General features: G+C 72.3%; 24 protein-coding genes. 12 read left to right on the forward strand and 12 right to left on the reverse strand.

The annotated features are described in order from the left end of the window. Positions 1-42: 42 nt before the first annotated feature. Positions 43-666 (forward strand): class I SAM-dependent methyltransferase, encoded by a 624-nt coding sequence (locus tag ABT008_RS06370; RefSeq protein WP_350694173.1) that lies wholly within the window; start codon positions 43-45, stop codon positions 664-666. A 15-nt stretch (positions 667-681) separates the two neighbouring features. Here the strand turns inward: ABT008_RS06370 and ABT008_RS06375 are convergent, their stop codons facing one another. From ABT008_RS06375 to ABT008_RS06385, 3 genes are read right to left on the reverse strand one after another with little or no spacing between them, the layout of a single operon-like run. Continuing rightward, positions 682-1,488, reverse strand: coding sequence for an AfsR/SARP family transcriptional regulator (locus tag ABT008_RS06375; protein WP_350694175.1), 807 nt, complete (start codon positions 1,486-1,488; stop codon positions 682-684). Beyond that, positions 1,488-2,237 carry a polysaccharide deacetylase family protein gene (locus ABT008_RS06380; RefSeq protein ID WP_350694177.1) on the reverse strand — a complete coding sequence of 250 codons (750 nt, stop codon included), beginning with the start codon at positions 2,235-2,237 and terminating at the stop codon, positions 1,488-1,490. Before ABT008_RS06380 ends, ABT008_RS06375 begins: the two co-directional genes overlap by 1 nt. Beyond that, entirely contained in the window at positions 2,234-3,235 is a 1,002-nt protein-coding gene (locus ABT008_RS06385) for a glycosyltransferase family 2 protein (RefSeq protein ID WP_350694178.1), read from the reverse strand. The genes ABT008_RS06380 and ABT008_RS06385 overlap by 4 nt, the downstream gene beginning before the upstream one ends. A 277-nt stretch (positions 3,236-3,512) precedes the next feature. Between ABT008_RS06385 and ABT008_RS06390 the strand changes: the two genes are divergently transcribed. Genes ABT008_RS06390 through ABT008_RS06415 form a run of 6 tightly spaced genes read left to right on the forward strand, consistent with a single transcriptional unit; the run spans position 3,513 to position 9,959 of the window. Next, entirely contained in the window at positions 3,513-4,823 is a 1,311-nt protein-coding gene (locus ABT008_RS06390; RefSeq protein WP_350694914.1) for an aspartate aminotransferase family protein, read from the forward strand. Then, a complete protein-coding gene (locus ABT008_RS06395; protein WP_350694179.1) occupies positions 4,817-5,836 on the forward strand; it encodes an NAD-dependent epimerase/dehydratase family protein in 1,020 nt (339 codons plus the stop codon). The genes ABT008_RS06390 and ABT008_RS06395 overlap by 7 nt, the downstream gene beginning before the upstream one ends. A 10-nt stretch (positions 5,837-5,846) precedes the next feature. After that, the gene (locus ABT008_RS06400) at positions 5,847-6,812 is read left to right on the forward strand and encodes a UbiA prenyltransferase family protein (RefSeq protein ID WP_350694181.1); all 966 of its coding nucleotides are present in this window, start codon (positions 5,847-5,849) and stop codon (positions 6,810-6,812) included. Beyond that, positions 6,812-7,825: a glycosyltransferase family 2 protein gene (locus ABT008_RS06405; RefSeq protein WP_350694182.1), complete on the forward strand. Its 1,014-nt coding sequence runs from the start codon at positions 6,812-6,814 to the stop codon at positions 7,823-7,825. The genes ABT008_RS06400 and ABT008_RS06405 overlap by 1 nt, the downstream gene beginning before the upstream one ends. After that, positions 7,822-8,859: a glycosyltransferase gene (locus tag ABT008_RS06410; protein WP_350694183.1), complete on the forward strand. Its 1,038-nt coding sequence runs from the start codon at positions 7,822-7,824 to the stop codon at positions 8,857-8,859. Before ABT008_RS06405 ends, ABT008_RS06410 begins: the two co-directional genes overlap by 4 nt. Beyond that, on the forward strand, positions 8,856-9,959 hold the full coding sequence (locus ABT008_RS06415; protein WP_350694184.1) for an endonuclease/exonuclease/phosphatase family protein: 1,104 nt from the start codon (positions 8,856-8,858) through the stop codon (positions 9,957-9,959). The genes ABT008_RS06410 and ABT008_RS06415 overlap by 4 nt, the downstream gene beginning before the upstream one ends. Before the next feature lie 6 nt (positions 9,960-9,965). Here ABT008_RS06415 and ABT008_RS06420 read toward each other — a convergent pair whose 3' ends face one another. After that, on the reverse strand, positions 9,966-10,760 hold the full coding sequence (locus ABT008_RS06420) for an NPP1 family protein (RefSeq protein WP_350694185.1): 795 nt from the start codon (positions 10,758-10,760) through the stop codon (positions 9,966-9,968). A gap of 550 nt (positions 10,761-11,310) precedes the next feature. Beyond that, complete coding sequence (locus tag ABT008_RS06425) at positions 11,311-11,937, reverse strand: hypothetical protein (protein WP_350694187.1); 627 nt, start codon at positions 11,935-11,937, stop codon at positions 11,311-11,313. Positions 11,938-12,262: 325 nt separating this feature from the next. Here ABT008_RS06425 and ABT008_RS06430 point away from each other — a divergent pair, with 325 nt between their 5' ends. Further along, the gene (locus ABT008_RS06430) at positions 12,263-13,297 is read left to right on the forward strand and encodes an ion transporter (protein WP_350694188.1); all 1,035 of its coding nucleotides are present in this window, start codon (positions 12,263-12,265) and stop codon (positions 13,295-13,297) included. A gap of 151 nt (positions 13,298-13,448) precedes the next feature. Here ABT008_RS06430 and ABT008_RS06435 read toward each other — a convergent pair whose 3' ends face one another. Then, positions 13,449-14,213, reverse strand: a complete 765-nt coding sequence (locus ABT008_RS06435; protein ID WP_350694190.1) for an ABC transporter permease — start codon at positions 14,211-14,213, stop codon at positions 13,449-13,451. Next, on the reverse strand, positions 14,210-14,953 hold the full coding sequence (locus ABT008_RS06440; RefSeq protein ID WP_350694192.1) for an ABC transporter ATP-binding protein: 744 nt from the start codon (positions 14,951-14,953) through the stop codon (positions 14,210-14,212). Before ABT008_RS06440 ends, ABT008_RS06435 begins: the two co-directional genes overlap by 4 nt. A 110-nt stretch (positions 14,954-15,063) precedes the next feature. Between ABT008_RS06440 and ABT008_RS06445 the strand changes: the two genes are divergently transcribed. Together ABT008_RS06445 and ABT008_RS06450 are read left to right on the forward strand one after the other, a co-directional pair. Continuing rightward, positions 15,064-16,167, forward strand: a complete 1,104-nt coding sequence (locus ABT008_RS06445; RefSeq protein ID WP_350694193.1) for a sensor histidine kinase — start codon at positions 15,064-15,066, stop codon at positions 16,165-16,167. Beyond that, positions 16,164-16,808 carry a response regulator gene (locus ABT008_RS06450; protein ID WP_350694195.1) on the forward strand — a complete coding sequence of 215 codons (645 nt, stop codon included), beginning with the start codon at positions 16,164-16,166 and terminating at the stop codon, positions 16,806-16,808. The genes ABT008_RS06445 and ABT008_RS06450 overlap by 4 nt, the downstream gene beginning before the upstream one ends. Before the next feature lie 3 nt (positions 16,809-16,811). Here the strand turns inward: ABT008_RS06450 and ABT008_RS06455 are convergent, their stop codons facing one another. The 4 genes from ABT008_RS06455 to ABT008_RS06470 form a co-directional block, all read right to left on the reverse strand. After that, a complete protein-coding gene (locus ABT008_RS06455) occupies positions 16,812-17,732 on the reverse strand; it encodes a Gmad2 immunoglobulin-like domain-containing protein (protein WP_350694197.1) in 921 nt (306 codons plus the stop codon). Then, positions 17,729-19,171 (reverse strand): ATP-binding protein, encoded by a 1,443-nt coding sequence (locus ABT008_RS06460; protein ID WP_350694198.1) that lies wholly within the window; start codon positions 19,169-19,171, stop codon positions 17,729-17,731. The genes ABT008_RS06455 and ABT008_RS06460 overlap by 4 nt, the downstream gene beginning before the upstream one ends. A gap of 55 nt (positions 19,172-19,226) precedes the next feature. Beyond that, positions 19,227-19,907, reverse strand: a complete 681-nt coding sequence (locus ABT008_RS06465) for a response regulator (RefSeq protein ID WP_350694200.1) — start codon at positions 19,905-19,907, stop codon at positions 19,227-19,229. Positions 19,908-20,015: 108 nt separating this feature from the next. Continuing rightward, positions 20,016-20,585 carry an AMIN-like domain-containing (lipo)protein gene (locus tag ABT008_RS06470; RefSeq protein ID WP_350694202.1) on the reverse strand — a complete coding sequence of 190 codons (570 nt, stop codon included), beginning with the start codon at positions 20,583-20,585 and terminating at the stop codon, positions 20,016-20,018. Between the two features lie 230 nt (positions 20,586-20,815). Here ABT008_RS06470 and ABT008_RS06475 point away from each other — a divergent pair, with 230 nt between their 5' ends. Both ABT008_RS06475 and ABT008_RS06480 read left to right on the forward strand, forming a co-directional pair. Further along, positions 20,816-22,000, forward strand: a complete 1,185-nt coding sequence (locus ABT008_RS06475) for a snapalysin family zinc-dependent metalloprotease (protein ID WP_350694204.1) — start codon at positions 20,816-20,818, stop codon at positions 21,998-22,000. Between the two features lie 149 nt (positions 22,001-22,149). Continuing rightward, on the forward strand, positions 22,150-23,178 hold the full coding sequence (locus tag ABT008_RS06480; protein WP_350694205.1) for a TRM11 family SAM-dependent methyltransferase: 1,029 nt from the start codon (positions 22,150-22,152) through the stop codon (positions 23,176-23,178). A gap of 50 nt (positions 23,179-23,228) precedes the next feature. On the opposite strand, the gene ABT008_RS06485 is transcribed toward ABT008_RS06480, so the two are convergent. Next, positions 23,229-25,094, reverse strand: coding sequence for a sulfatase-like hydrolase/transferase (locus ABT008_RS06485; protein WP_350694207.1), 1,866 nt, complete (start codon positions 25,092-25,094; stop codon positions 23,229-23,231). Between the last annotated feature and the right edge of the window lie 67 nt (positions 25,095-25,161).

The following is a 25,161-nucleotide window of genomic DNA, read 5'->3' on the forward strand; positions in this document are numbered from 1 at the left end:
GCAGCCGCCGGGTGGGCCCGGCGGAGAAGGTCGGTGAGGGACGTGTCGAGACTACGGACGACGGCGGGGCTGCTGGGCGCACCGGTCCGGGCGCTGGTGCGGCGCAGTCCACGGCTGAACGCGGTGCTCTGGGATGCCCAGTACGCGCTGGGGATGTGGGGCTACCTCGACCAGGCCGGCGACGGCAGCGTGCCGCTGTCGCTGATCGAGACGTGGGCGCCGCAACCGGCGATCCTGGACCTGGGCTGCGGCACCAGCGTCAACCTGGCGCTGCGTCGGGGCAGCTACCGGCACTACCACGGGGTGGACATCAGCCGGCGGGCGATCGGGGCGGCCCGGGCGCTGCGCCGGCCGGACGCGTCCTACGCGGTGGCCGACATCCGCACGTACGTGCCGCCGGAGCGCTACGACGCGATCCTGTTGCGCGAGGTGATCTACTACCTGTCCGTGGTGGAGGCGGCGGAGCTGCTGCGCCGGTTGCCGGGGATGCTCACCGCGCGGGGGCGGATCCTGGTGCAGATCTACGACGTGCAGCGCTCGCGGCAGTTCGTGGCGGTGATCCGGGACTGCGGGCTGGACGTCGACACCTGGCGACCGCCGCAGGCCGGTGACGCCGGGCGGGACGCCTTCTTCGTCCTCACCCCTGCCGCCGTCGCGGAGCCCTGAGCGCGCGGTCGGTGCCTACACCGGCACGCGCCGTTCCCACCAGGGCCACACCGTCACCGGTTCGCTGCGCAGCAGCCGGCGGTGCAGGTCCTGGAGGCGATGCCCCGGCTCGACCCCGAGTCGGTCGGCCAGGGTGGTCCGGGCGTCCTGGAAGGCGGTCAGCGCCTCGGCCCGCCGCGACGTCTGCCCGAGCGCGATGAGCAGCAGCTCCCACAACCGCTCCCGCATCGGGTGCTCGGCCAGCATCCAGCGCAGCTCGGCGACGACGTTCTCGATGTCGCCGAGCAGCAGCCGTACGCCGGTGGCCTCCTCCCGGACGTCCTGGCGCAGCTCGGTCAGCCGGATCCGTTCGGCCTCGGCCAGCGGGCCGGTGGCCTCGTGCATCGCCCGTCCCGACCAGCGGGCGAGGCTGCTCTGGAACAGGTACAGCGAGCCGGTCAGGTCCGCCTGGGCGCGGGCCGCGCGGGCCCGGCGGACGTCCTGCTCGAAGCGGACGGTGTCCACCGCGTCGGGCGGCACGTCCAGGGTGTAGCCGGGTCGGGTGGAGCGCAGCACCCGAGCCACCGCCGGACGGTCACCGGGCGGTTCGAGGGCCCGTCGCAGCCGGCCGATGTAGGTGTGCACCATGTTCTCCACCGAGTCGGGTCGTCGGCCGACCCAGATCGCCTCGACGATCTGGGCGACGGACATCACCATGCCGCTGCGCATCGCCAGCACCGCCAGCACCTCCCGCTGTCGCGGGGTGCCCAGGTACAGGACGGTGTCTCCCCGGCGGGCCCGCACCGGGCCCAGGAGCAGGATGGACAGGTCACCGTGCGACATCAGGGGCCTTCTCCCACCCGGCGCGGCCGGGGCGTCACGTGTGCGGGGACGGTGGCGAAGCGCAGCCCACGGGCGATCAGCCCGGGCAGCACCTCGGCCAGGGCGGCGACGGTCTGCGACCGGTCGCCACCGCCGTCGTGGCAGAGCATGATCTGCCCGGGCCGGGTACGCGACAGCGTGCGGGCGATCCGCGTGACACCCGGACGACGCCAGTCGCTGGGGTTCACCGTCCAGTCGACGGGGGTGAGACCGAGCTCGGCGACGGTCCGCAGGACCGCCGGGGACCAGTTGCCGCCGGGCGCGCGGAACAGTCGCGGGGACACGCCGAGGGCGTCCTCGATGTCCCGCTGCGTCTGCGCGATCTCCGCGACGATCTCGGGTCGGGACAGCGCGGCGAACGGCTGCGGGTGCGACCGGGAGTGGTTGCCGATCAGGTGACCGGCGGCGAGCACCCGCCGGGCCAGGTCCGGATGCTCCCGGACCCGGTCGCCGATGAGGAAGAAGGTGGCGCGGACCCGGTGCCGGTCGAGCAGGTCCAGCAGCGCGGGGGTCCACTGCGGGTGTGGCCCGTCGTCGACGGTGAGGGCGATCTCCGCACCGGCCAGGCCGAACACCGGCCACTGCGGGCCGCCGAGGGCCGCCCGGCGACGCAGTGTCTGCCCGCCGCGATAGGCGAACAGCAGGTAGTGCAACGCCTGTGCGTGCAGGTGCGCGCCGAGCCGGGTGACGGGTCCTCGGCGGCTGCTCATCGGGACGTCTTCGCGACGGTCGTCCGGCTCGGTCCGAAGTCGCGGTCGGCGAGGTGACGGATCCCGCCGACCACGGCCCCGCCGACGACGGCGAGCTGGACCAGCAGGTGCACGGCGAAGAAGAAGAGCGTGAACGGCAGCCCGCGTCGGCGCAGGACGAACCGCAGCAGCGCCGGCTCGGCGACCGTGAACAGGACCAGGAACAGCAGCGACAGCACCGGCCAGCCGCCGGTGAGCAGCGCCGTCGGCAGCATCGCCGGCACCGCCGCCGCGGTGAGCAGGCCCGCCGCGCTGTTGGCGCGGATACCGGCCGGTCCGCGTTCGGCCCGGGCCACCGGGATCAGCATCTGCGAGCGGCGGAACTGCTTGGCCAGCAGCGCGCCGAGCCGGCTGTCGTCGTCGTGTCGGCAGACCACCGTGTCGGTGAGGACGATGCCGTACCGGTCGCCCATCCGGTCGCCGAGCTCCACATCCTCGGAGGCCCGCAGCTTCTCGTCGAAGAGGCCGACGGTGGTGAAGACCTCGCGGCGGATGAGGCAGATCGCGAAGAGGGTGGTGCGGACCCGCCCGACGTGGCGCAGTCGCCAGTAGTGCCCGTGCGTGAGCCGGTACGCCTCGACCGGGCCGTCGTCGAAGAGCGGTTCCAGCGCGTAGATGCCGTGCACGCAGGCGACGTCGGGCTGCTCGCGCAGGACGGCGAGGGCGTTGCCCAGGGCGTCCGGTTCCGGGGCGCAGTCCGAGTCGAGGAAGAACAGCAGGTCGCCGGTGGCGGCCCGGATGCCCCGGTTACGGGCGGCGGCCGGTCCGGCGTTGCGGTCGGTGACCAGTAGCCGGCACGGGAAGCGCCGGGCGACGGCCCGGGTGTCGTCGGTGCTGGCGTCGTCGACCACGATGACCTCGGTCACCGGGTGCCGTTGTCGGTGGACCGCCGCGAGGCACGCACCCAGGGTCTTCGCGCTGTTGTGGGTGGGGACGATTACCGACACCGTCGGCGGCATGACGGGCACCTCAACGAGTGTTGGCTAATGTGCAGATGAATTGATCGGCGGCAATTGTGTTGCGCCTGGACCAAATTATCCATGCCTCGCCCGCCGTGGCAAGGGTTGCCTTGCGTAGTCAAGGTTGCATCCAGCCTCGGTCCAGGAAAGATCGCGAGGCAATAGATAGCGTCGCGGCATGCCCAATCTCGTCAGTGTCGAGGAATGCGAGCGGTTCACCGTTCGCGAGGTGCACGACCTCTATCGGCGGTACGTGAACGCGAGCCAGGTCAATCTGATGACGTCGTTCGGGTTCGGTCGGGAATTGGTGGAGCAGGCCGAGGGCGCGTACCTGACCCTGCGCGACGGCCGGCGCGTGCTCGATCTGACCGGCGGGGTGGGGGTACTCAACCACGGCCACAACCATCCACGGATCGTGGCGGCCCGGCAACGCTTCGCCGAGCGTCGGCGAATGGAGGTGCACAAGACGTACTTTTCGCCCTACCTCGCGGCGCTCGGCCACAACCTGGCCCAGTTGCTGCCCGGTGATCTGTCCATGTCGTTCCTGCCCAACTCCGGCGCCGAGGCGGTGGAGGGCGCGGTGAAGCTGGCCTACAAATACCACGGTGGTCGACGGGGCACCATCCTTCGCGCGGACTGCGGTTTCCACGGAAAGTTGCTCGGTTCCGGTGGGCTCACCGGACAGCCGCACTTCAACTTTCCGACAATTCCGGGAATCGTCCCATTCGCGTACGGGGATCTGGAATCCGTCCGGTCCGCAATCGAGCGGCATGCGGGCGACGTGTACGCCCTGATCGTCGAACCTTTCAGCGCCTCCACCATTCAATGGTGCGACGAAGATTTCCTTCGCGGCGTTCGTGAACTCTGCGATCGACACGACATCGTACTCATCTTCGACGAGATCTACACCGGCTGGGGCAAGACGGGCAGCCTCTTCTACTTCATGCGTTACCCGGATCTGATACCGGACGTGCTGACCACGAGCAAATCGTTCGGCGGCGGCAAGTCGTCCATATCGGCCTTCGTCGCCCGCAAGCCGGTGTTCCGGAAAGCGTACGACAACCTGACCGACGCGCTGTTGCAGAGCACCAGCACCACGTACTACGGCATGGGGGAGGAGTGCGTCACCGCCATCGAGGCGATCAACATCGTGGTGGAGGACGACTACCCGGCGCGGGCGCGGGCGCTGGAACGGGTCCTCGAACCGGGGCTGCACCGGCTGGCCAAGGAGCATCCGGAGGCGGTCGGCCGGGTGGCCGGCGCCGGGGCGCTCTGGGGCGTGCACATCGACGGCGGGCCCAGGATCCTCGACCTGGTGGGCCGACTCGCCCCGGCCGGGGTGGCCCGCGACCCCCGCTTCAAGGCCAAGCTGGTCACCTGCGCCGTCATCAACGCGCTCTACCGGGACCACGACATCTTCACCTACTACACGCTCAACGGGCGCAACCCGCTGGTCGTCGGACCGTCGCTGGTCACCGAACCGGCCGACGCGCAGCGGGCGGTGGACGCCCTGGGCCAGGTGCTCGACCAGGGGCTGACCCGACTGGTGACCCGGTTCGTCACGCAGAAGGTGGGATCGCTGTGGTAATCGCGATCACCGGTGCCGCCGGCATGCTCGGCTCCCGGCTGGCCGACCGTCTCGCCGCCGACGGCCACCAGGTCCGTGGCGTCGACCTGCGGCCGGAACCCACCGTCGGGTACGTCGGCGACATCCGCGACCCCGCCCTGCTGGACCGCGCCTTCACCGGGGCCACCGTGGTGATCCACTGCGCGGCGGCGCTGCCGAGCTATCCGACCGACGAGATCCGGTCGGTCATCGTCGACGGCACCCGCGGTGTCTTCGACGCGGCGCGCCGGGCCGGGGTGGAGCGCGTCCTGCACGTCTCCTCGACCGCCGTCTACGGGCTGCCGAAACAGGTGCCCACCACCGAGGCGTACCCACGCAGTCCGGTCGACACCTACAGCGCGGCCAAGGCCGCCGCCGAGGAGATCGCCGAACGGCACCGCGCGGACGGCCTGCCGGTGGCGGTGCTGCGGCCCAAGACCTTTGTCGGCCCCGGGCGGATGGGACTGTTCGCCATGCTCTTCGAGTGGGCGGAGGAAGGCCGCAACTTCCCCGTCATCGGGCGCGGCGACGTACGGATCCAGATGTTCGCCGTGGACGACCTGGTGACCGCCGTGGTGACCGTCCTGCACGCCGCCGACGACGTCGCCAACGACACGTACAACCTCGCCGCCGAGCAGTTCGGCACGCTGCGCGAGGACTTCCAGGCGGTCCTGGACGCCGCCGGTCACGGTCGACGGGTGGTCTCGCTGCCCGCCCGCCCCGCGCTCGCCGCGCTCAGCCTGCTGGAACGCAGCCGACTCTCACCCGTCTACGGGCGCCTGCTGCACAAGCTGATGGCCGACTCGTACGTCAGCATCGACAAGGCGCGGGACCGGCTGGGCTTCCGGCCGAAGCTCTCCAACCAGGACGCCATCCTGCGCACCTACGAGTGGTGGCGGGCGCAGCGACAGCGTCACCGACCGGCCCGGGACGGTCGGACCAGCCGCGATCCGTGGCGGCAGGGCGCCCTGGCCGCCGCGAAGATCTTCTTCTGACGGGCCCGCGATGACCGCCGCCGAGACCGTGGTGGAGCCGGTCGCTCCGGTCGCCCCCGACCGGGTCGTACGCCCGCTCCTGCTGCCACGCCACCTGCTCGCCCTGGCCCGACCGGGGCACGTCGTCAAGAACCTCCTGGCCGTCCCGCTCGCCCTGGTCGACACCCCGGTCTGGACGGCGTCGGCGCTGTGGCGGTGCCTCTGGGCGATCGTCGCGTTCACCCTCGCCTCGTCGGTGATCTACGTGCTCAACGACATCGCCGACCGCCACCTCGACCGGGAACACCCCGACAAACAGCACCGGCCGATCGCCGCCGGGCACGTCCCGGTCCCGGTCGCCTGGGCGTACGCGGTGCTGCTCGCCGTCGGACTGGTCGCGGTGACCGTCACCGGCCCGCAGATGACCTGGTGGCCGCTGATCGCCTACCTGGCCCTGAGCGCCGCCTACAGCCGGTGGCTCAAGCACCTGCCGCTGCTGGACGTCTGCGTGGTCTCCACCGGCTTCGTGCTGCGTGTCCTCCAGGGGTACGCGGCCACCGAGACGGTGCCCGCCAGCCTGCTGCTGACCGCCGTGTTCAGTGGCTGCCTGGTGCTCATCCTCGGCAAGCGACGACACGAACTGGCCGCCCTCGGCACCCCGCACCGGCCGGCCCTGCACGGCTACAACCTGCTGCTCGCCGACCACCTGCTCGGCCTGACCACCTCGCTGGCCGGCACCACCTTCCTGCTGTACCTGCACCTGGACGCGCCGATCGCCGCCTACCCGCCGGCCGTGCTGGCCCTCGTCGTACCCCTGGGGCTGCTGGCCGCGTTCCGCTACCTCCAGGCGGTCCTGGTGCTGCGGACCGGCGGCGACCCGATCCGGATCCTGCTACGCGACCGGACGATCGTCGGCTGTGCCGTCCTGATCGGCGTCGTGCTGGCCGTGGCACAGATCAACGCCCGTTATCCCCACCTGCTGACCTGGATGGACTGATGAGCCCTCCCCTGGTGTCGGTCATCGTGCCGAACTACAACTACGCCCGCGCGCTGCGGCTCTGCCTCGACTCCCTGCGGGCGCAGACGTACCCGCGCCTGGAGATCATCGTGGTGGACGACTGCAGCACCGACGACTCGGTGACGGTCGCCGAGGCCCACGGCGCACGGGTCGTCCGGACGCCGAGCAACAGCGGTCCGGCCGCGGCCCGTAACCTCGGCGCGGCGGTCGCGGCGGGTGAGATCCTGTTCTTCGTCGACTCCGACGTGGCGGCCCGACCGGACGCGGTCGCCAACGCGGTCGACCTGCTCACGTCGGACCCGGACATCGGGGCGGTGTGCGGCAACTACGACCCGGTGCCGCTGATCCGGGACAGCCTGCTGGAGGAGTACCGCTGCCTCCAGCAGTCCTACTGGCTGATCGCCGACGAGGGGCAGATCATGACGCTCTACACCGCGCTGCTGGCCGTGCCGGCCCGGGTGTTCGCCGAGATCGGCCCGTTCAACCCGCGACTGCGGGAGACCGAGAACGCCGACTACGGCATGCGGCTCGCACAGCGTTACCGGATCCTGCTCTCGCCACGGGTGCGGGGCGTGCACGACCACGACCACGAACTCGGCGTCCTGGTCCGCAAGGTGTTCACCCGCACCGCGCTGCACATCCCGATGTACGCCAGCAAGCCGGAGTTCCCCGGCGGACTGCGCAGCGGCCCCCGGGCCTGGGTCAGCATCGCCGCCCCACTGACCCTGCTCACCCTCGTGCTGCCGGTGCTGCTCGGCCCCGCCCACCTGCTGGTGCCGCTGGCCGCGTTCGCCGCCTTCGTCGCCGGCGACCTGCCGATGTACCGCTTCGTCCGCGCCGAACGCGGCTGGGGATTCCTGGTCTACTTCGTGGCGATGCACTTCTTCCTGAACCTGGTCATCGCGGTCGCCGCGGCCTGCGGCGTGCTGGCCTGGCTGACCTCCGCCCGCTTCCGTCGGCTCTACGACCGCCCGGAGGTCGCCACCCGATGAACGCCCTTCCGCTGGTCTCGGTGATCGTGCCCAACTACAACTACGCCGAGTCCCTGGACCTCTGCCTGCGCTCCGTGCTCGACCAGACCTACCCGAACATCGAGGTGCTGATGGTCGACGACTGCAGCACCGACCAGTCCGTCGCGGTGACCGAGGCGCTCGGCGTACGCGTGGTCAGCACCGGCGCGAACGGCGGCTGCGGGACCGCCCGCAACGTCGGCGCGGCGCACACCCGAGGCGAGCTGATCTGCTACGTCGACTCCGACCTGGCGTTGGCCCCCGACGCGGTCGCCAACGCGGTCCGCATCCTGCGGGACGCGCCCGACGTCGGAGCGGTCTGCGGGATCCAGGACGCCGAACCGCTGATCCACGACACGCTCGTCTCCCGCTACCGTGGGCTCCAGTACCACTACTGGTCGATCAGTTCGGAGGGCGACGTGTCGTTCCTCTTCCCCGCCGTCTGCGTGATCCGACGGGCCGTGTACGACGAGATCGGGCCGTTCAATCCGGCCCTGCGGCAGACCGAGGAGGTCGACTACGGCTACCGGCTGACCCGCCGGCACCGGATGCTGCTCACCTCCGAGGTACGCGGCCGGCACGACCACGACCACGAGCTGCCCGGACTCCTGCGCAAGCTGTTCCACCGGGGACGGTTGCGCATCCCGCTGTACGCCCGTGCCCGGCGCTTCGGCAAGGGCTTCGAGACCGCCTCCCGGGCGTGGGGCAGCCTCGCCGCGTTCCTCGCCCTGCCGGCGCTGGCCGTACCGCTGCTGTTCTGGCCGTGGGGCGCGGTGCTGCCGGCGGCCCTGCTGGTCGCGTCGCTGGCCTGCGACGCCGGGATGTACCGCTTCGTCCTGCGGCGGCACGGGCCGCTGTTCCTGCTCGGCTTCGCCGGGCTGCACTTCCTGGTCAACGTGACGATCACGGCCGGTGTGGCGACCGGTGCCGCGCAGTGGCTGCTGTCCCGGCCGTTCCGGCAGCTCTACGACGCCTCGTTCCCGATCGACGGCACCCCCCGGTGGGAATCGGCGTGACCACCGCCGTGCCGGTCGCCGCCGACACCGCGTCGCCACCCGGGCGCGCGGTACGGTGGCGCTGGCCGACGGTGTTGTGGGTGGCCGCCGCCGGGCTCTGGCTCGCCTTCACCGTCGCGCATCTGGTGCTGAGCGGGCGGTGGTGGCTCTGGCTCGCGGTGGACATCGTGCCGCCGCCGCTCTTCCTGTTGGTGCCCGTGGTGCTGGCGGCCGCAGCGGTGGTGAGTCGCCGACGGCGCGTGGTGGCGGTGCTCGCCGCCCTGGGCCTGCTGCTCGGCGCCGGGCTCAGCGGCGTCAACATGCGCCTGTGGCAGGGCGGCGACGGCCCCGCCCCGGCCGACGCGGTACGCGTCTTCTCCTGGAACACCGGCTACTGGGACTCCGGCGGCGAGACCGAGACGATGTACCGCGTGCTGCGCGACGCCGACGCCGACGTCTACCTGTTGCAGGAGTACTGGTACGAGCAGGGCCCCCCGACGGAGGCGACGCTCGACCGGCTGCGCGCCGAGTTCCCCGGCTTCCAGGTGGTGGTCGTCGGCGAGTTGGTCACCCTGTCCCGGCTACCGGTGCTGCGGCAGGCACCGCTGGAGCCGGTCGGCCTGCCGCCCGAGGTCGCGGCGGCCGGTGACGAGTGGCGCTACAAGACCCTGCGGACCGACCTGGACCTGGGCGGCGGGCGGGTGCTCTCGGCGTACAACCTGCACCTGCCAGTGCAGCTCTCCCCGCAGCACGGCCCCTTCGACGCCGCCTTCTACCGCATCCTGCGCGAGCAACGGGCCCAGCGGGAGCCGCAGTGGCGCGCGCTGGCCCGCGACGTCCGCGACAACCCGCATCCGGTGCTGCTCGCCGGTGACCTGAACACCACGCCGGCAATGGGCGACCTGCGCAAACTGCCCGACGGTCTGCGTGACGCGGCCCACGCCATGTCGACGCCGTACCCGGCCAGCTTCGCGGCCCGGCCGGGCTGGCCGCACTGGTGGCGACTCGACTGGGCGCTCGCCTCGCCGCAGGTCCGGGTGCACTCCTACCGCTTCGGCGATGCGCGGGGCGTCTCCGACCACCGCACCCAGGAACTGGTGGTGTCGCTGGGCGACCGGTGAGCCGGGTCAGGCGTACGGGTCGAAGGGGATGCCGGTGGGCTTGGCGACGCCGAGCAGGTACTCGAACGCCCCATCTTTGATCTTGATGCTGGCCGCGCCGAAGTCGGCCGCCATCAGACTGTTCCGCAGGTCCAGGCTGGGCCAGCCGTTCCAGTCCACCACCGGCGGGTAGTGCCAGGTGCCGTAGTGGTTCTCCGGCGGCTCGTCGTTGGCGTTGGCGAGCCGGAAGAAGTGCGTCGACGCGCCGTCCTTGTGATAGACCACCTTGGGATGCGTGCCGTCGAAGCGCACCTGGGCGCGCGGGTAGGTGCGCCGACTGCTGTGCTGCGTGGTGGTCACGTACTCGACCCGGTCGGTCGCCTGGTCGACCCAGGAGATCACGTGCTCCCAGTCGTGCCGGTGACCGCCGAGGCCGCTGCCGTGCACCGCCTGGTCCTTCTCGAAGTAGCTGGCGTAGACGATCGCGCACCAGCCGTTGTTGCACGTCGACCGCGCGTACGTCTGCGACATGTCCAGGTCGGACCGGTCCCGGCAGCTGCCGTTGATCGCCCCGGTGGTCCGCAACCCACCGTTGATCCGCCCGTCCTGGCTGATCGCCGAGACCGCGTAACAGCCGTCGGTGTCGTAGTCGTAGGCGGGGGAGAAGGAGGACTCGTACCCGCCTGCGTGGTGCGGCAGGTTGGGCAGCGAGTTGGCGTACGCGGGCGCGGCGGGTACGAGGACCGCGAGCGCGGCCAGCCCGGCCAGCACCCGGGACAGCGGGCGACGCCGCCGCAGGGGCGGGTGTGCGTGCGGTGTCATGTCTCGCCTTTCCGGACGACGGCTCCGGGCCGGCATCTCCATCGACGTGTGGCCATGTATCTCACGGTCGACCGGCGTGAGTCAACGGAAACGCGAGGAATTCTCGTGCGCGAGCGTCCGGTGTGTTTGTCCGGCGGTGGTGGCCGGCTCGGTGGCCCGGTCGACGCACTGGCGTGTGGTCGTCGCCTGCGTTGCGGGGACGGTGTCCGGGCGCGACGGACGGCGTGGGAAGTCGTGCGCTGTCGCCGGGTGCCGTGCAAGCCGGTTCGGGCACGGTGAGGCCACGTCACTGGGAAGGTGGGTAGATCTGTTGTCGCTGGAGCGACAACAGATCTACCCACCTGGCCCCGGATTCGATGCCCGACCCGGCCCACGCATGCCCGACGCACGCGCATGCGACGCGTCCGCGCCGATCGGGTGCGCGATCGGCCCAGCCGGTGCGGCCATCCGCGATTCCGCTACCTGTCGAGGCCGGACGCTGGAAGGCCGGGACGGCAGAGCGGCGCGTGCGGCGGCGCGTGTGGGCCGCGTGCACCCGTGCGGGCAGGCGCTAGAAGACCAGGCCGGCGTGGCGGCCGGTGCGGCGGCGGACGTGGCCGCGTACACCGGCGAGCAGGGCGATCAGGGTCCAGCCGAGAGTGCCGAGGACGAGGCCGGTCACCTTGCCGGCGGAGTCGACCCGGTCGGCGTCCCGCAGGGCGATCCGTCCGTCCGGGTCGGACAGCACTGTGAGCGTGTCGCCGACCCGGTAGCCGGGGGCGCTGCCCTGGTAGACGAGCGGTTCGTCGAGCGGGCCGGTCGCGCCGCGCAGGGTGAAGGTGTGCCGCTTGCCGGTGGCCTCGGCGTCCACGATCGTCACCTGCTGGCGGACGCCGCGTTGCTCGAGGGCCAGGTCGGGGGCGAGCTGCACCGAGCCGACGAGGACGAACAGGGCCGGCAGTAGGGAGAGCAGGGCGAGCCAGGTCGCTCTGTGCAGGAGATGCACGCCGGTCGCGAAGGCCAGGCAGAGCAGTACGCCGGTGCCGATCGGGATCGCCCGGATGCCCGCGGTGACGTACCCGATGCCGGTGTTCAGCCCGACGGCGAGGAAGCCGAACAGGACCAGCAGTGCGGTGCGGCGGACCGACCGACCGACGGTCCAGGCGCCCGCGTACTCGGTGGCGGCGGAGGTAGACACGACGAAGATCGTAAGGGCCGCCGTCCAGACCACCCCCGCCGCGCGGTCGAGGCCACCGCCGCGCGGTCGAGGCCACCGCCGCGCGGTCGAGGACGACGCGCGCGGTGGAGGCCGACCCGCAGGGGAGTGAGCGACCCGCGACGAAGTGAGTGACCCGCGACGCAGAGAGCGACCCGCCTGAGAGGGCGGGCGCCACGCCGGGATCGCCGTGCCGGACGGCGCGCCGGGGTGACCAGGCATCCGTCCTATGTGGGCGGTCCGGGTGCCCGGCCTGTCCCGGGATGTCATAGGCTGCCGTCCGGTCGTGAGCCGGTCGAGGAGTAGCATGACGCGTACTGTCCGTGGTCCGTTGCACCGGCTCGCCGTACGCTGCGGGGTCGTCGTCGGCGCGCCCTGGTTCAACCTGGCCAGCTTCGCCGTGGTCATCGTCAACGCGGTGGCGTTGGGCCTGGAGACGTACGGGAACGTGGTGGCGTCCGTGGGCGCGGCGCTGCGCGCCGTCGAGTACGTCTGCATCGCGTTGTTCGTGCTGGAACTGCTGATGCGTTTCGGCGCGCACGCCACCGCCCCGGCTGGTTTCTTCCGGGACCGGTGGAACGTGTTCGACCTGGTGATCGTGGCCGCGCCACTGCTGCCTGGGGTGCGGGAGAACGTGACCCTGCTCCGGCTGCTGCGGCTGGCCCGGATCGTGCGCGCGTTCCGGCTCTTCCCGAGCCTGCGGGTGATCCTGGTGGGCATCCGGCGCAGCCTGCCCGGCCTGGCCAGTTTCCTGCTGGTCACCGCGCTGCTGCTGTACGGGTACGCGATGCTCGGCTGGATGCTGTTCGGCACCGCCTACCCGGAGGAGTACGGCACGGTCGGGCAGGCCATGCTCACGTTGTTCCTGCTGCTGTCGCTGGACGGCATCACCGACACGCTCCAGGCGGGCCGCGACGTCACCGAGTGGGCGGTGCTCTACTACGTCTCCTACATGGTGGCCGCCTGCTATCTGTTGACGAATCTGCTGGTCGGCCTGGTACTGACCGCGTTGCAGGAGGCGCACCAGGACGAGCAGGTCGCCGCGCAGCGGGCCGGTCGGCCCACCGGCGGGCACGCCGAGGACGAGCCGTCGGTGCGGGAGCAGTTGGCCCGCGTACAGGCGATCATCACGGACCTGGAGCGGCGGCTGCCGGAACCGGTCCCGGTCGGTCCGCAGGCCGCCGCGCGCGCCGATGCCGCGCCGGAGGTCGGGACGCTCGTCCTGCCGCCGGTGCCACGGCCGACCCGGGAGGCCGACGCCGCCGGGACCGCCTCCGCGCTGCCGAGCAGCGTGCGTGACCAGCGGCGGGCCCGGACCAGGAATCGCCGCAAGCGGCGCTGACAGCCCTGCCGCAAGCGGCGCTGACCGCCCCGCCGCAGGCGGCGTTGACGGTGCTGCCCGCCGCGAGCGGCGCCGACGGTGCCGTCGGCCGTCCCGGGGCACCCGCCGTGGCGGCTGCTCCGGGACGGCCTGGGCCGCGCGGCAGGGCGGGTCACTCCCAGCGGAACAGCAGGCCCGCCACGGTCGCGCCGAGCACCACCGTCACCCCCAGGCCGACCAGTTGCCCGATCCCGATCGGCGTGCCCTCCCAGGCGGCGCCGAGGGCTTCCACCGAGGCGCCGAACGGCAGCAGGCGACCGAGGTCGGCGAGCGGCCCCGGCAGCGCGTCGGGTCCGCCGAACATCCCGCCCATGGCGCCGAGGAGGAAGAACGCGACCAGGCCGATGGCGACGGCAGAGTTCGGGGTGGGCGCGATCGCCGCGACGATCATGCCGGCGCTGTACATGGCGGCCATCGCCAGCGCCGTCACGCCGAGCGCCGCGCCGACGTTGACCGGAGCGTTCGCGCCGAACACGAGGAAGGCGAGCGCGACGGCGGCGGCGATGCCGACGACCGCCTGGAGCAGGCTGACGATCACCTGCGCGGCCAGCACCATGGCCGGCGAGGCGGGCGTCACGCCGAGGCGGCGCAGGATGCCGGAACGCCGGTAGTAGGCCAGGAAGCTCGGCATGTTGATGATGCCGATCAGCGCGATGACCATGGTGAGCACGAGCGGGAGGACGAACAGGTCCAGCGCGGTCAGCCCGCCCGAGACCTCCTGTTCGTTCGCCGAGCCGGCGCTGGTCAGCATGATCAGCAGCGGCAGGCACAGCGGGACGACCAGCCCGGGGGTGTCCCGCATGACCATCCTCGCCTCGCAGCGAATCAACGTCAGCAGCGAGCGCATCCCCGGTCGATGAGCGACGACGGTGCTCATGCGGCCTCCTCCAGGTCGAGTTCCTTGCCGGTGAGCGCGACGAACGCGTCGTCCAGGTTGGCGGTGCCGGTCTGTGCGACCAGCCCGGCGGGAGTGTCGGTGGCGATGACGCGGCCGGCGTCGAGGACGGCGACCCGGTCGCAGAGCCGCTCCACCTCCTCCATGGCGTGGCTGACCAGCAGCACGCTCACCCCCTCGGCGCGGAGCTGCTCGATCGTCGCCCACATGCGGCGGCGGGCCTTGGGGTCCAGGCCGGTGGTCAGCTCGTCGAGGATCACCACGCGCGGGCGGCCGGCCAGCGCGAGGGCGATCGAGAGCCGCTGCTGCTGGCCGCCGGAGAGCTTCTCGAACGTCGCCTTCCGGTGCCCGGTCAGGTCGACCATGTCCAGCAACTCGTCGGTCGGGCGAGGGTCGGGATAGAAGCTGCGGTACAGGTCGACCAATTCGGTGACCCGCAGCGCGCCGTGCAGGTACGCGTGCTGGAGCTGCACGCCGAGCACCTGCCGTACGCGCCGCCGGTCGGCCCGGGGATCGAGTCCGAGTACGCGTACCCGCCCCCGTTCGGGTACGCGTAGCCCGGCGATCATCTCGACCGCCGTCGTCTTCCCGGCTCCGTTGGTGCCGAGGACGCCGACCGCCTCCCCGACGTCGACCCGGAGACCCACATCGACCACGGCCCGGGTCGATCCGTAACTCTTGGCGAGGTTCTCGGCGAGGATCGCCGGTTCGGCGTTGGTCATGCCTCGACGCTACGGACGCCCCGACCTGGCCACCTGTCCCAGAAGTCACCTCCCGGAGGCATGACTTTCGGCACGGGTACGCCTGAGCCGGGCCGACCTAGAGTGGGAGCGTGCGACGCGTCGGGACGGAGGAGTGGTCCGGCATCGCGACGCTCGTGGTCGCGATCGCCGTCGCCGCGCCCGTGCTGTTCGGGGCCGTCGGCACCAAGATCCCCCTGGTCCTGTGGATCGCGCTGTTCGTCATCTACCTCGCCGCGCTGCTCACCTCGGTCGCCGTCGAGCGGGCCGGCCCGCTGCGGACCGGGTCGTTCGCGGTGGCCGTGCTGGCGTCCTGGGCGGTGCTGCTGGCACTGCCCAACTCGGGACTGCTTCCGGTGCTGCTGGTGCTCACCTCGGCGGTCAGCGTGTACCTCGCGCCGCTGCGGGTGGGGCTGGTCCTCGTCGCCCTCAACACCGTGGTGATCGCCGTGAGTCTGCCGCCGGTCGCGTTCCGGTCGCCGGAGGCGGTCGTGGTGATCGGCTTCTACCTGCTCATCCAGTTGGCCAGCATGCTCAGTTCCAGCACCCTGGTCCGGGAGCAGCGGATGCGCCGCGAACTGGCCGAGGCACACGTGGAGTTGCAGGCCGCGAGCGTGCTGCTCTCCGAGTCCGCCCGGACGGCCGAACGCCTGCGGATCTCCCGCGAGCTGCACGACCAGATCGGTCACCAGTTGACCGTCCTGACGCTGGAGTTGGAGACGGCCCGGCACCTCGACGGCGAGGCGTCGCGTACCCACGTGGAACGGGCCAACCGGGTCGCCCGCGAGCTGCTCGGCGACGTCCGCGCCACCGTCGGCCGGCTGCGCACCGAGCCGCCCGACCTGGAGCAGGCGTTGCGGCGGATGGCCCGCGACCTGCCGGGGCTCGACGTGTCGGTGGACGTCTCGCCGACCGTACGGGTCGACGAGGAGGAGAGCGCGGCGTTCGTCCGGGCCACCCAGGAGATCGTCACGAACACCATCCGGCACGCCGGGGCGCGGGAGTTGTGGATCTCGGTGAGCGCGGACGCCCGGGGCACCGTGCTGGAGGCCCGCGACGACGGGTGCGGTGCACCGGACCTGGTGCTCGGCAACGGGCTGCGGGGGTTGCGCGAACGCTTCCAGGCGCTCGGCGGCGACCTCGCGGTCGACGGGCGGACCGGGTTCCGGGTGACCGCGCGGGTGCCGGCGGCATGACCCGCGTGGTGGTGGTCGACGACCAGACGCTCATCCGGCAGGGCATCCGGGGGCTGCTGGAGGTCGCCGACATCGACGTGGTCGGCGAGGCCGACGACGGGCGGGCCGCGCTGGCGGTCGTCGCCGAGACCACGCCGGACGTGATCCTGCTCGACCTGCGGATGCCCCGCTTCGACGGCATCTGGACGCTCGAACGACTCCGCGCCACCGAGGTCGAGATCCCGGTGCTGGTGCTGACCACGTTCGACGACGACGAGCTGGTGTTGGCGGCGCTGCGCGCGGGTGCCCGTGGCTACCTGCTCAAGGACGTGACGCTGGACCAGCTCACCCGGGCCATCCGCACGCTCGCCGACGGCGGGACGCTGATCGCCCCGTCGATCACCGACCGGATGCTGCGGGCGATCCGTTCCGGGCCGTCACCGGCCGGGCCGCACGCGGGACCCGTGCCCGGCCTCACCGAACGCGAGCAGGAGGTGCTGCGGCTCGTCGCGCAGGGCTACAGCAACCGGGAGATCGCCGAGGTGCTGTTCCTGGCGGAGGGGACCGTCAAGAACCACGTCTCCACCATCCTCACCAAGCTCGGCGCGCGGGACCGGACGAACGCGGTGCTGCGCGCCCTGCACGAGGGGCTCCTCGACTGACGGTCACCGGGTCGCGGCCAGCGTCACCGGTACGGCGACCAGCTTCGTACGCGACCCGTCGGCGGCGGACACCTCGTACGCCTCGACGGTGCCGGGCTGCTCCCGCGCCGAGGCGTAGGCCAGGGTGAGCCGGTAGCCGCCCCGGCAGCCGGTGCCGCAGGTGGCGGTGGTGAAGCCGGTGGCGAGTGGGCGACCGGCGGCGTCGAGCAGCCGGACGTTGAGCGTCGCCTCGAACACGTCGGCGCTGCCGGAGACGGTGACCGGGCTGCTCACCCGCGCGCCGATGACCGGTTCGGCGATCACCACCGGGGGCAGCAGGTCGGCGTAACCGGCGCGGCCGGCCGGTGCGGCGGTGCCGAAGTCGACGCGCAGGACGGTGGCGAACTGGGTCAGCGTGTAGACCACCTGCGCCTCGCGTAGCCGTGCGGTGGCCGGATCGGGTGCGTCGGGCAGGCGTACCGTGGCCGTTCCGCCGGCGATCCGGCTCACCTGTGCCCCGTCGGGCAGCAACGTGACCAGACCCGCGTCGGCCTCCGTCCGGGTCGGTCCGGCGGCCAGTTCGGCCAGTGCCAGGCGGGAGGTGGCCGGGGTGGTGGGCCGGGTACGCCGGGTCGGGGCGAGCCGCCCGTCCCGGACGTACCACAGCTCCAGGGTGAGCGTCGCGGGCCGGGTGGTCGGCGACGGTCCGGCACGCGGCGGCGCGGATCCGGGGCCGGTGACGGTCGGCGGCGTGGTCTCCGCCGGTGGGGCCGTGGTGCCCGGCCCGGTGCTCGCCACGCCGGTGGTCGCCGCCGAGGCGACGGTGGGTGCCGGGCCGAGCGAGCCGGACCGCGACGGCGCGCACCCGGCGGTCAGGAGCAGCAGGACGGCGGTCGCCCCGGCCACGCGGTTCCCGGTCCGGCGGCGTCCCCGATGCGGGCTCACCCGGCACCACCGTCGGACGGTGCCCCGAACACGCGGGGCTCTGCGGGCACGGTCGCCTTCCCGGGCACGGTGCCCTCCCCGTCGGCGTCGACCTCGGCGTCGAGCTCCGGGTCGCGGTGATCGGGCAGGTCGAGGCGGAAGCGGGTGCCGTCGCCCGGGGCGCTGTGCACGGTGAGCCGGCCGCCGAGCAGCCGGGCGTTCTCCCGGGCGATGGCCAGGCCGAGTCCGCTGCCGCCGTCGGAGCGGGCCGGGTCGACCTTGTGGAACCGGTCGAACAGTCGGGGCAGGTGCGCGGCCGGGATGCCCGGCCCCTCGTCGTCGACGTCGAACAGCACCCGGTCACCGGCGCGTACCACCCGGGCCCGGATCGCGCCGCCGCCGTGCTGCACGGCGTTGGCGACCAGGTTGCCCAGCACCCGTTCCAGGCGGCGCGGGTCGGTGCGGACCCGGACCGGATCCGCGTCGACCTCGACCCGGCCCCGCCAGCCCCGATCCCTGACGATCGCGCGCAACAGGGCCGGCGCGTCGACGTCGGTGACGGTGACGACCTCCTGACCGGCGTCCAGCCGGGAGATCTCCATCAGGTCCTCGACCAGCCGGCGCAGCCGCACCACGTCACCGACCAGCAGCTCACCGGCGCGCCGGGCGTCGCCGGGCAGGTGGTCGAGGTGGTCGCGCAGCAGCGAGGCCGCAGCCACCAGGGCGGTCACCGGGGTACGCAGCTCGTGCGCCACGTCGGCGGTGAACCGCCGCTCCCGGTCCCGGGCCCGGTGCAGGTCGGCGATCCTCGACTCCAGCGCCTCGGCCATCTCGTTGAACGCCACCGCCCAGGCACTGAACTCGTCGCGCCCCCGCACCGGCAGTCGGGTGGCCAGCAGTCCCTCGGTGATCGCCCGGGCGGCCCGGCCGGCGCGGCCCACCGGCTCCAGGGTGCGCCGTGCCAGCGTGTGACCGACGGCTGCGGCGAGCAGCACCACCGACACCCAGCCCGCCGTCAGGGCGGTGCGGAGTTGGTCCAGGTCGGCGGCGATACCGGCTTCCCCGGTGACGACGTACAGCTCGGCGGTGGAGCCGGGGATCCGACCACCCACCACCAGCAACTCGGCGCGTCCGGTGGGGCGTTCGTAGCCGAGCTGCCCGGCGGCCACGGTGGTCCGCAGCCGCGTGTCCAGCGGCGGCGCGTACGCCGGGTGCGACGGCCAGGTGTCGCCGTCGACAAGCACCACATGCCGTCCGCTGCTCTCGAAACTGGTGAGCAGCTCGGCCCGGCGGGGCTCGGTCAACGGCAGGAACTGACCGGAGAGCACCAGACGGTAGCGGGCGTCGGCCGCGGCGGCGTGCAGCGAGGCGTCGTAGCGGGCCTGCCGCAGCAGCAGGTACGACCCACCGGCGAGCACTCCGGCGGAGACCCCGGCGACCAGCACGAACGCGATGGTCAACCGGCGCCTGAGCCGGCCCGGGCGCACGGTGTCGGTGCCCATCGCGGTGGCCCGGTCAGCCGGCGGTGAACTTGTAGCCGGCGCCGCGTACGGTCCGGATCAGCCGGGGGTGGGCCGGATCGGGTTCGATCTTGGCGCGGAGCCGCTGCACGGCCACGTCGACCAGGCGACTGTCGCCGAGGTAGCGGTGGTCCCAGACCCGGTCCAGGAGCAGCTCACGGGTGAAGACCTGCCCGGGGCGGCGGGCCAGCTCCAGCAGCAGACGGAACTCGGTGATGGTCAACGGCAGGTCGACGCCGTCGCGGCGGGCCACGAACGCGCCCGGATCGATCTCCAGATCGCCCACCCGCAGCGGCCCCGGCTCGGGCGGGGCGACCGCGCGACGCAGCACCGACCGCACCCGGGCCACCAGTTCCGGCAGGTCGAAGGGCTTGCGCAGGTAGTCGTCGGCGCCGCACTCCAGGCCGACCACCACGTCGATGGTGTCCGTGCGGGCGGTCAACATGAGGATCGGCACCGCACTGGACCGCCGGACCTCACGGCACACCTCGAGGCCGTCCAGCCCGGGCAGCATCACGTCCAGCACGATCAGGTCCACCGGCCGGGCCCGCCAGGCGGCCAGTCCCTGCCGCCCGTCGACGGCGGTCTCCACCCGGAACCCGGCGCGGCGTAGTCCGAGGGCGGCGACCTCCCGGATGGAGGCATCGTCCTCGACCACCAGCACGTGGCCGTCCATGATGCACCCAGCGTAATCCCGCCCCGCCGCTGATGTAAGGAGGGGACCCCTGCTATCGCCTGGTGCATAGTAGGGGACCCCTGCTTACATCCAACCCTGCACGGAGGGTCACTCCTGCCACTGGTGGGCGACGTCGAGCACGATGCGGGTGTGCGTGCCGGGGCCGGCGAGGACGGACACGCGGAACGGCAGTCGGGCGCGTACGCCGACGGCGAAGGTGGTGTAGCCCTCGAAGCTGCCGCCGAAGACCACGTCCCGCAGCGTGGTGTAGCGCAGTACGGTGGCGACGTGGTCGCCGACCCGGTATGGCACGGTGGCCAGGTGCGCGTCGTCGTACGCGGGCGCCCGCAGCGACACCCGCAGCAGCGCGCCACCCGCCGTGTACGGCGACAGCGCCAGCCCCTCGCCCTCGGTGTACGTCTCGCCGTACCCGACCGAGTAGCCGTTGACCGTGCCGTCGAACTCGAACACCACCCGGTCGTGGCACTCGTGCCGGCCGGTGCGTACCTCCACCAGCGGGGCGCTGCTCAGCGCCCCGGCGGTCCGGTCCCCGCTGCCCCAGGTGATCCCGCAGTACGGCGCACCGGTCGCCGCCGTGCCGGGCGTCCCGGTCGCGGTGGTGGCGAGCAGCGCGGCGACCGCCACGACCAAGGCGGTCAGGGTCCTTCTGATCCTCATCGTCGTCTCCAATCCGTCCACCCGGCGCCGCCCGGGGCGCGGGCTTGACCTCGTGCGTCCACGGTCGTGACGGTCTGCCACCGCGCTTTCACTGTTACGTAACACCCGGGTAACAGCTCTCGGGCGGTATGACGCTTTCGCGATGACATCGGACGGAGGGTGGCCATTAATATTCACGGACATCGATCGCGGCGTATCGGCGCGCCGCGCAGTCCGCAGGGGAGTACCTGATGATCCGACGACAACTGCTGCGCGCGGCCACCGCCGCGCTCGCGGCGGTGCTGGCGGCGACCGGCGTGCAGGTGGTCACCGCCACCGGCGCCGCCGCGGCCCGGACCGTGTATTACGACGCCAGCCGGGCCGGCGAGTTCCGGACCAACTTCGACCAGGCCGCGCAGATCTGGAACAGCCGGGTCAGCAACGTCCGGCTGGTCCCCGGTACGCCGGCCAACGTCACCATCCTGGTCGACACCGGCTGGCCCCGGGCGCAGGTCACCGGGCTGGGCTCCGGCCGGATCTGGATGGGGTGGCAGGCCGTCGACCAGGGTTACAACCGCACCCGCATCGCCACCCACGAGTTCGGCCACATCCTCGGGCTGCCCGACCGGCGTACCGGGCTCTGTTCGGACCTGATGTCCGGCAGCAGCGCGCCGGTCTCCTGCACCAACGCCAACCCCAGCGCGGCCGAGGCCAGCCGGGTCAACCAGCTCTTCGCGGGCAGCCTCAGCACGGCCGGGGTGGCGCAGTCGTACACCTGGACCGAGGACGGGGACTTCGGCACGTTCGTGGTCGGCGGTCGGCCGGCCACCGAGAACTACCCGTGGCTGGTCTACACCTCCGGCTGCACCGGCACGCTGATCAAGGCGAACTGGGTGGTCACCGCCAAGCACTGCCCGACCCCGTCGTCGGTGCGGGTGGGCAGCGTCAACCGCAGCAGCGGCGGCGTCGTGGTCGGCGTGAGCCGGGCCGTCAACCACCCCACCATCGACGTGAAGCTGTTCCAGCTCGCCAGCTCGGTCAGCTACGCACCGGCGGTGATCCCGTCCACCTCGGGCGCGGTCGGCACCGCCACCCGCATCATCGGCTGGGGCCAGACCTGCGCACCCCGTGGCTGCGGCTCCGCGCCCACCGTGGCGAACGAGTTGGACACCTCGATCGTGGCCGACAGCCGGTGCAGCGGCATCAACGGTCCGTACGAGATCTGCACCAACAACACCAACGGCAACGCCGGGGCCTGCTACGGCGACTCGGGTGGCCCGCAGGTGCGTCGGGTCAACGGTGTGTGGCAGGTGATCGGCGCGACCAGTCGGGCCGGCAACAACAGCTCCACCTGCGCCACCGCCCCCTCCATCTACGGTGACCTGCCCTCCATCCGCTCCTGGATCAACACCCAGGTCGGCGGCCTGCCGGTCTGAGTAGTTCCGCGATCATGGAGTTGTGGTGCCCGGAAGGCCGCGAGGTGCGGCGTCCGTGGTACCACAACTCCATGATCGCGTAGGGGGACCGGGGGCGGGACCGGCTGGGCGGGGGCGTGGGATAGTGCCTGGTTGTGGAGCGTTATGGGGTGTTGATCCTGCCGTCGAGCAACCGGGTGTACTCGGGGGCGGCGGTGGAGCTGACGCGGGCCGAGCTGGAGATCTTCGGCGGCAGCGTGCTCGGTGGACGGATCGGGGCGGTGGAGACGATCGCCGTCGGCGGGGTCCCGTACGTCACCTTCGAGGTCGAGGGCGGGCTGAGCGAGCGGGACGCCGCGCTGCTGGCCAACCTGTCCAGCGCGTACGCGTTGTTCGAGTTCGTCGGTGACCTGCTGCGGCCGGTGCCGGTGAGCCGCCTGGACCGCTTCGACGACGACCTGGTCACCATCCAGAAGTACCCGGGCAAGACCAACGAGCAGTTCACCAAGCTGCTGCTCAACGTCACCCTGCTCGCCTCGGACTGGGCCGACGACCTGCTCACCCGGCGGTTCCGGGTGCTCGACCCGCTCTGCGGCCGGGGCACCACGGTCAACCAGGCGATGATGTACGGCTTCGACGCCGCCGGCCTGGACCGCGACAGCAAGGACTTCGAGGCGTACCAGACGTTCCTCAGCACCTGGCTCAAGCGCAAGCGGGTCAAGCACCGGGTGCTGGAGTCCGGGCCGGTCCGCCGGGAACGCAAGGTGGTCGGCAAACGGCTGCGGGTGGAGGTGGCCGCCTCGAAGGAGGCGCAGAAGGCCGGCGACGTGCAGACCGTCGACGTGGTCAGCGCCGACACCACCCGGGTCGGGGAGTTCTTCCGCCCGGAGAGCGTCGACGTGGTGGTGGCCGACGCCCCGTACGGGGTGCAGCACGGCAGCCGTACCGCCGAGACCGGGCTGGCCCGCGACCCGCTCGCGCTGCTCACCGCCGCCGTGCCGGGCTGGGCGCGGCTGCTGCGCCCCGGCGGCGCTCTCGGCATCTCCTGGAACACCAACGTGGCCCGGCGGGAGGCCGCCGCCGAGCGGCTGGCCGCGGCCGGTCTCGACGTGCTCGACGAGGGCCCCTGGCGGGCGCTGTCCCACCGGGTCGACCAGGCGATCGTCCGCGACGTCCTGGTCGCCCGCAAACCCGGCTGATCCGCGTTCCCGCACCGGCCGTCGACGGCCGGTGCGGGAACCCGGTCAGGTCAGCGGCCCTGCGCCTGGGTGCGGGAGTTGCCCGGTCCGAAGGCGGTCAGGAACCGGTCGCGGAAGGTGTCCATCCGCCAGACCGGGGCGTCGGCGTCCGGGGTCATGCCCTCCTGCCACTTCCAGTCCTCGATCTGCGCGAACACCGCCGGGTCCTTGGCCACGATGTGGATCGGCACGTCCGGGCTGGGGTTCTCCCCGGTCACCACCGGCGCCGGCTGGTGGTCGCCGACGATGACCATCACCGTGTCGTCATTGCCGTACCGCTCCAGGTAGGAGATCAGGGTACGCAGCGTGTAGTTGATCGAGTGCCGGTAACCGGTGCGGGCCTGCGCGGCCGGGGTGCCGATGATGCCCCGCTGGAACACCTCGCCGTCGTCGATGTCGTCCCAGTCCACCACCGACGGCACCTTGGTCCAGGGGGAGTGGCTGGAGACCAGCGCCAGCTCGGCCATCACCGGGCGGTCCCGGGGGGTGGTCATCTCCCGCTGGTGGAACTGGTGGATGGCGAACTGGTCGGGCATCGGGGCGAAGGCGAACTTCGGGCCCTGGTAGTCGAGGTCGGGCCCGCCGTAGAACTTCTCGTACCCGTAGAACGCGCCCTCCGGCCAGGCCTGGTTGACCGCCGGCATCACGCCGACCGTACGCCACTGCGCGCGCTGGAACGCGTCACCCAGGGTGAACCGGTCGGTGGCGAGCAGGTTGCGGTGCCGCTGGTTGTTGTCGATCCAGAGCCCGGAGAGCAGGGTGGCGTGCGCCAGCCAGCTCGCCCCGCCGATGGTCGGCGAGGTGAGGAAGCCGCTGCGGGACGTGTAGCCGGCCGCCGACAGCCGCCCGGCCCCCTCGTCGAGCACCCGTTGGATCGAGGCGAAGTCGGGGTCGGCGACCGCGTCCCGGCCGTAGCTCTCCACGAAGGTGATCAGCACGTCCTTGCCGCGCAATCCGGTGAGCAACTGGTCGCCGGGCAGATCACGGAACGGGTCCACGTTGATCTCTTCGGTGAACGCGGCCCGGTCGTGCAGCCGCGCGTACACCTCGACGGCGTGCTCCTGGACCAGGGTGGTCGCGTTGGAATCGGCGACGTACACGCCCGGCACGATCCGTGCCCCGAAGGCGGCGAGCACCACCCAGACCACCACCAGCGACGCGACGGCCCGGGTGCTGCGGGTGCGGTGGCGGGCCAGCACCCCCGCCAGCCGGACCGAGGACAGCGCGGTGAGCACGGGGATGCCCAGCAGCAGCAGTCCGACTCCGGCGGCGATCGCGATGGCACCCGGCCGACCGATCGACTCGGCCACGAACGCGAACGCCGGGCCGAGCAGGGACCAGTCCAGCACCAGGTCGAAGGGGCGCCCCAGCGACGAGTAGAAGCCAATGTCACCGACCTTCACCATGGCGACGAGGCCGAGCAGCACACCGGAGACGGCGGCCACCACCCGGCGGGGTCGGCCGGGCAGCGCCAGCAGCAGCGCGGCCAGCAGCAGCGCCTCCAGCGGGATCCGCAGGAACGTGCCCGGCTCCAACTGCCACGGCCGGTTCGGCAGCGTCAGCGTGGCCAGCACCAGGGCGGCGGCCAGCACGGTCACCACCCGGGCCAGCACCGCCCGCCGCCGGCTGGGCGCCGCTGCCGGCCCGTCGACCGTCTCCGCCCCGGCGCCGGCCTCGGACTCGTCCGCCTTCTCGGGGTCGTCCGCCTTCTCGGGCACGCTGGCCGTCCCGGACCCGCTCGCCGCCGCGGAGTCGCCGACCGTCCCGGCGACCTCCGGTGCGGGTGGGGTCGCTGTCGTGTCGTCCGGTCGCTCGGTGGGCTCGGTGGTGCGGGTGCGGTCGGTGCCCGGCGTGGGGGCCGGGTCGGAGATCGACAACTGCTTCTCCCGGGTCAGCGCAGCGACAGGACAGGCGCGGGCGGCATGTCGCGGTCCTCGATCCGGT

It is taken from the genome of Micromonospora sp. NPDC002389 (assembly GCF_040296095.1).
Lineage (GTDB): Bacteria > Actinomycetota > Actinomycetes > Mycobacteriales > Micromonosporaceae > Micromonospora.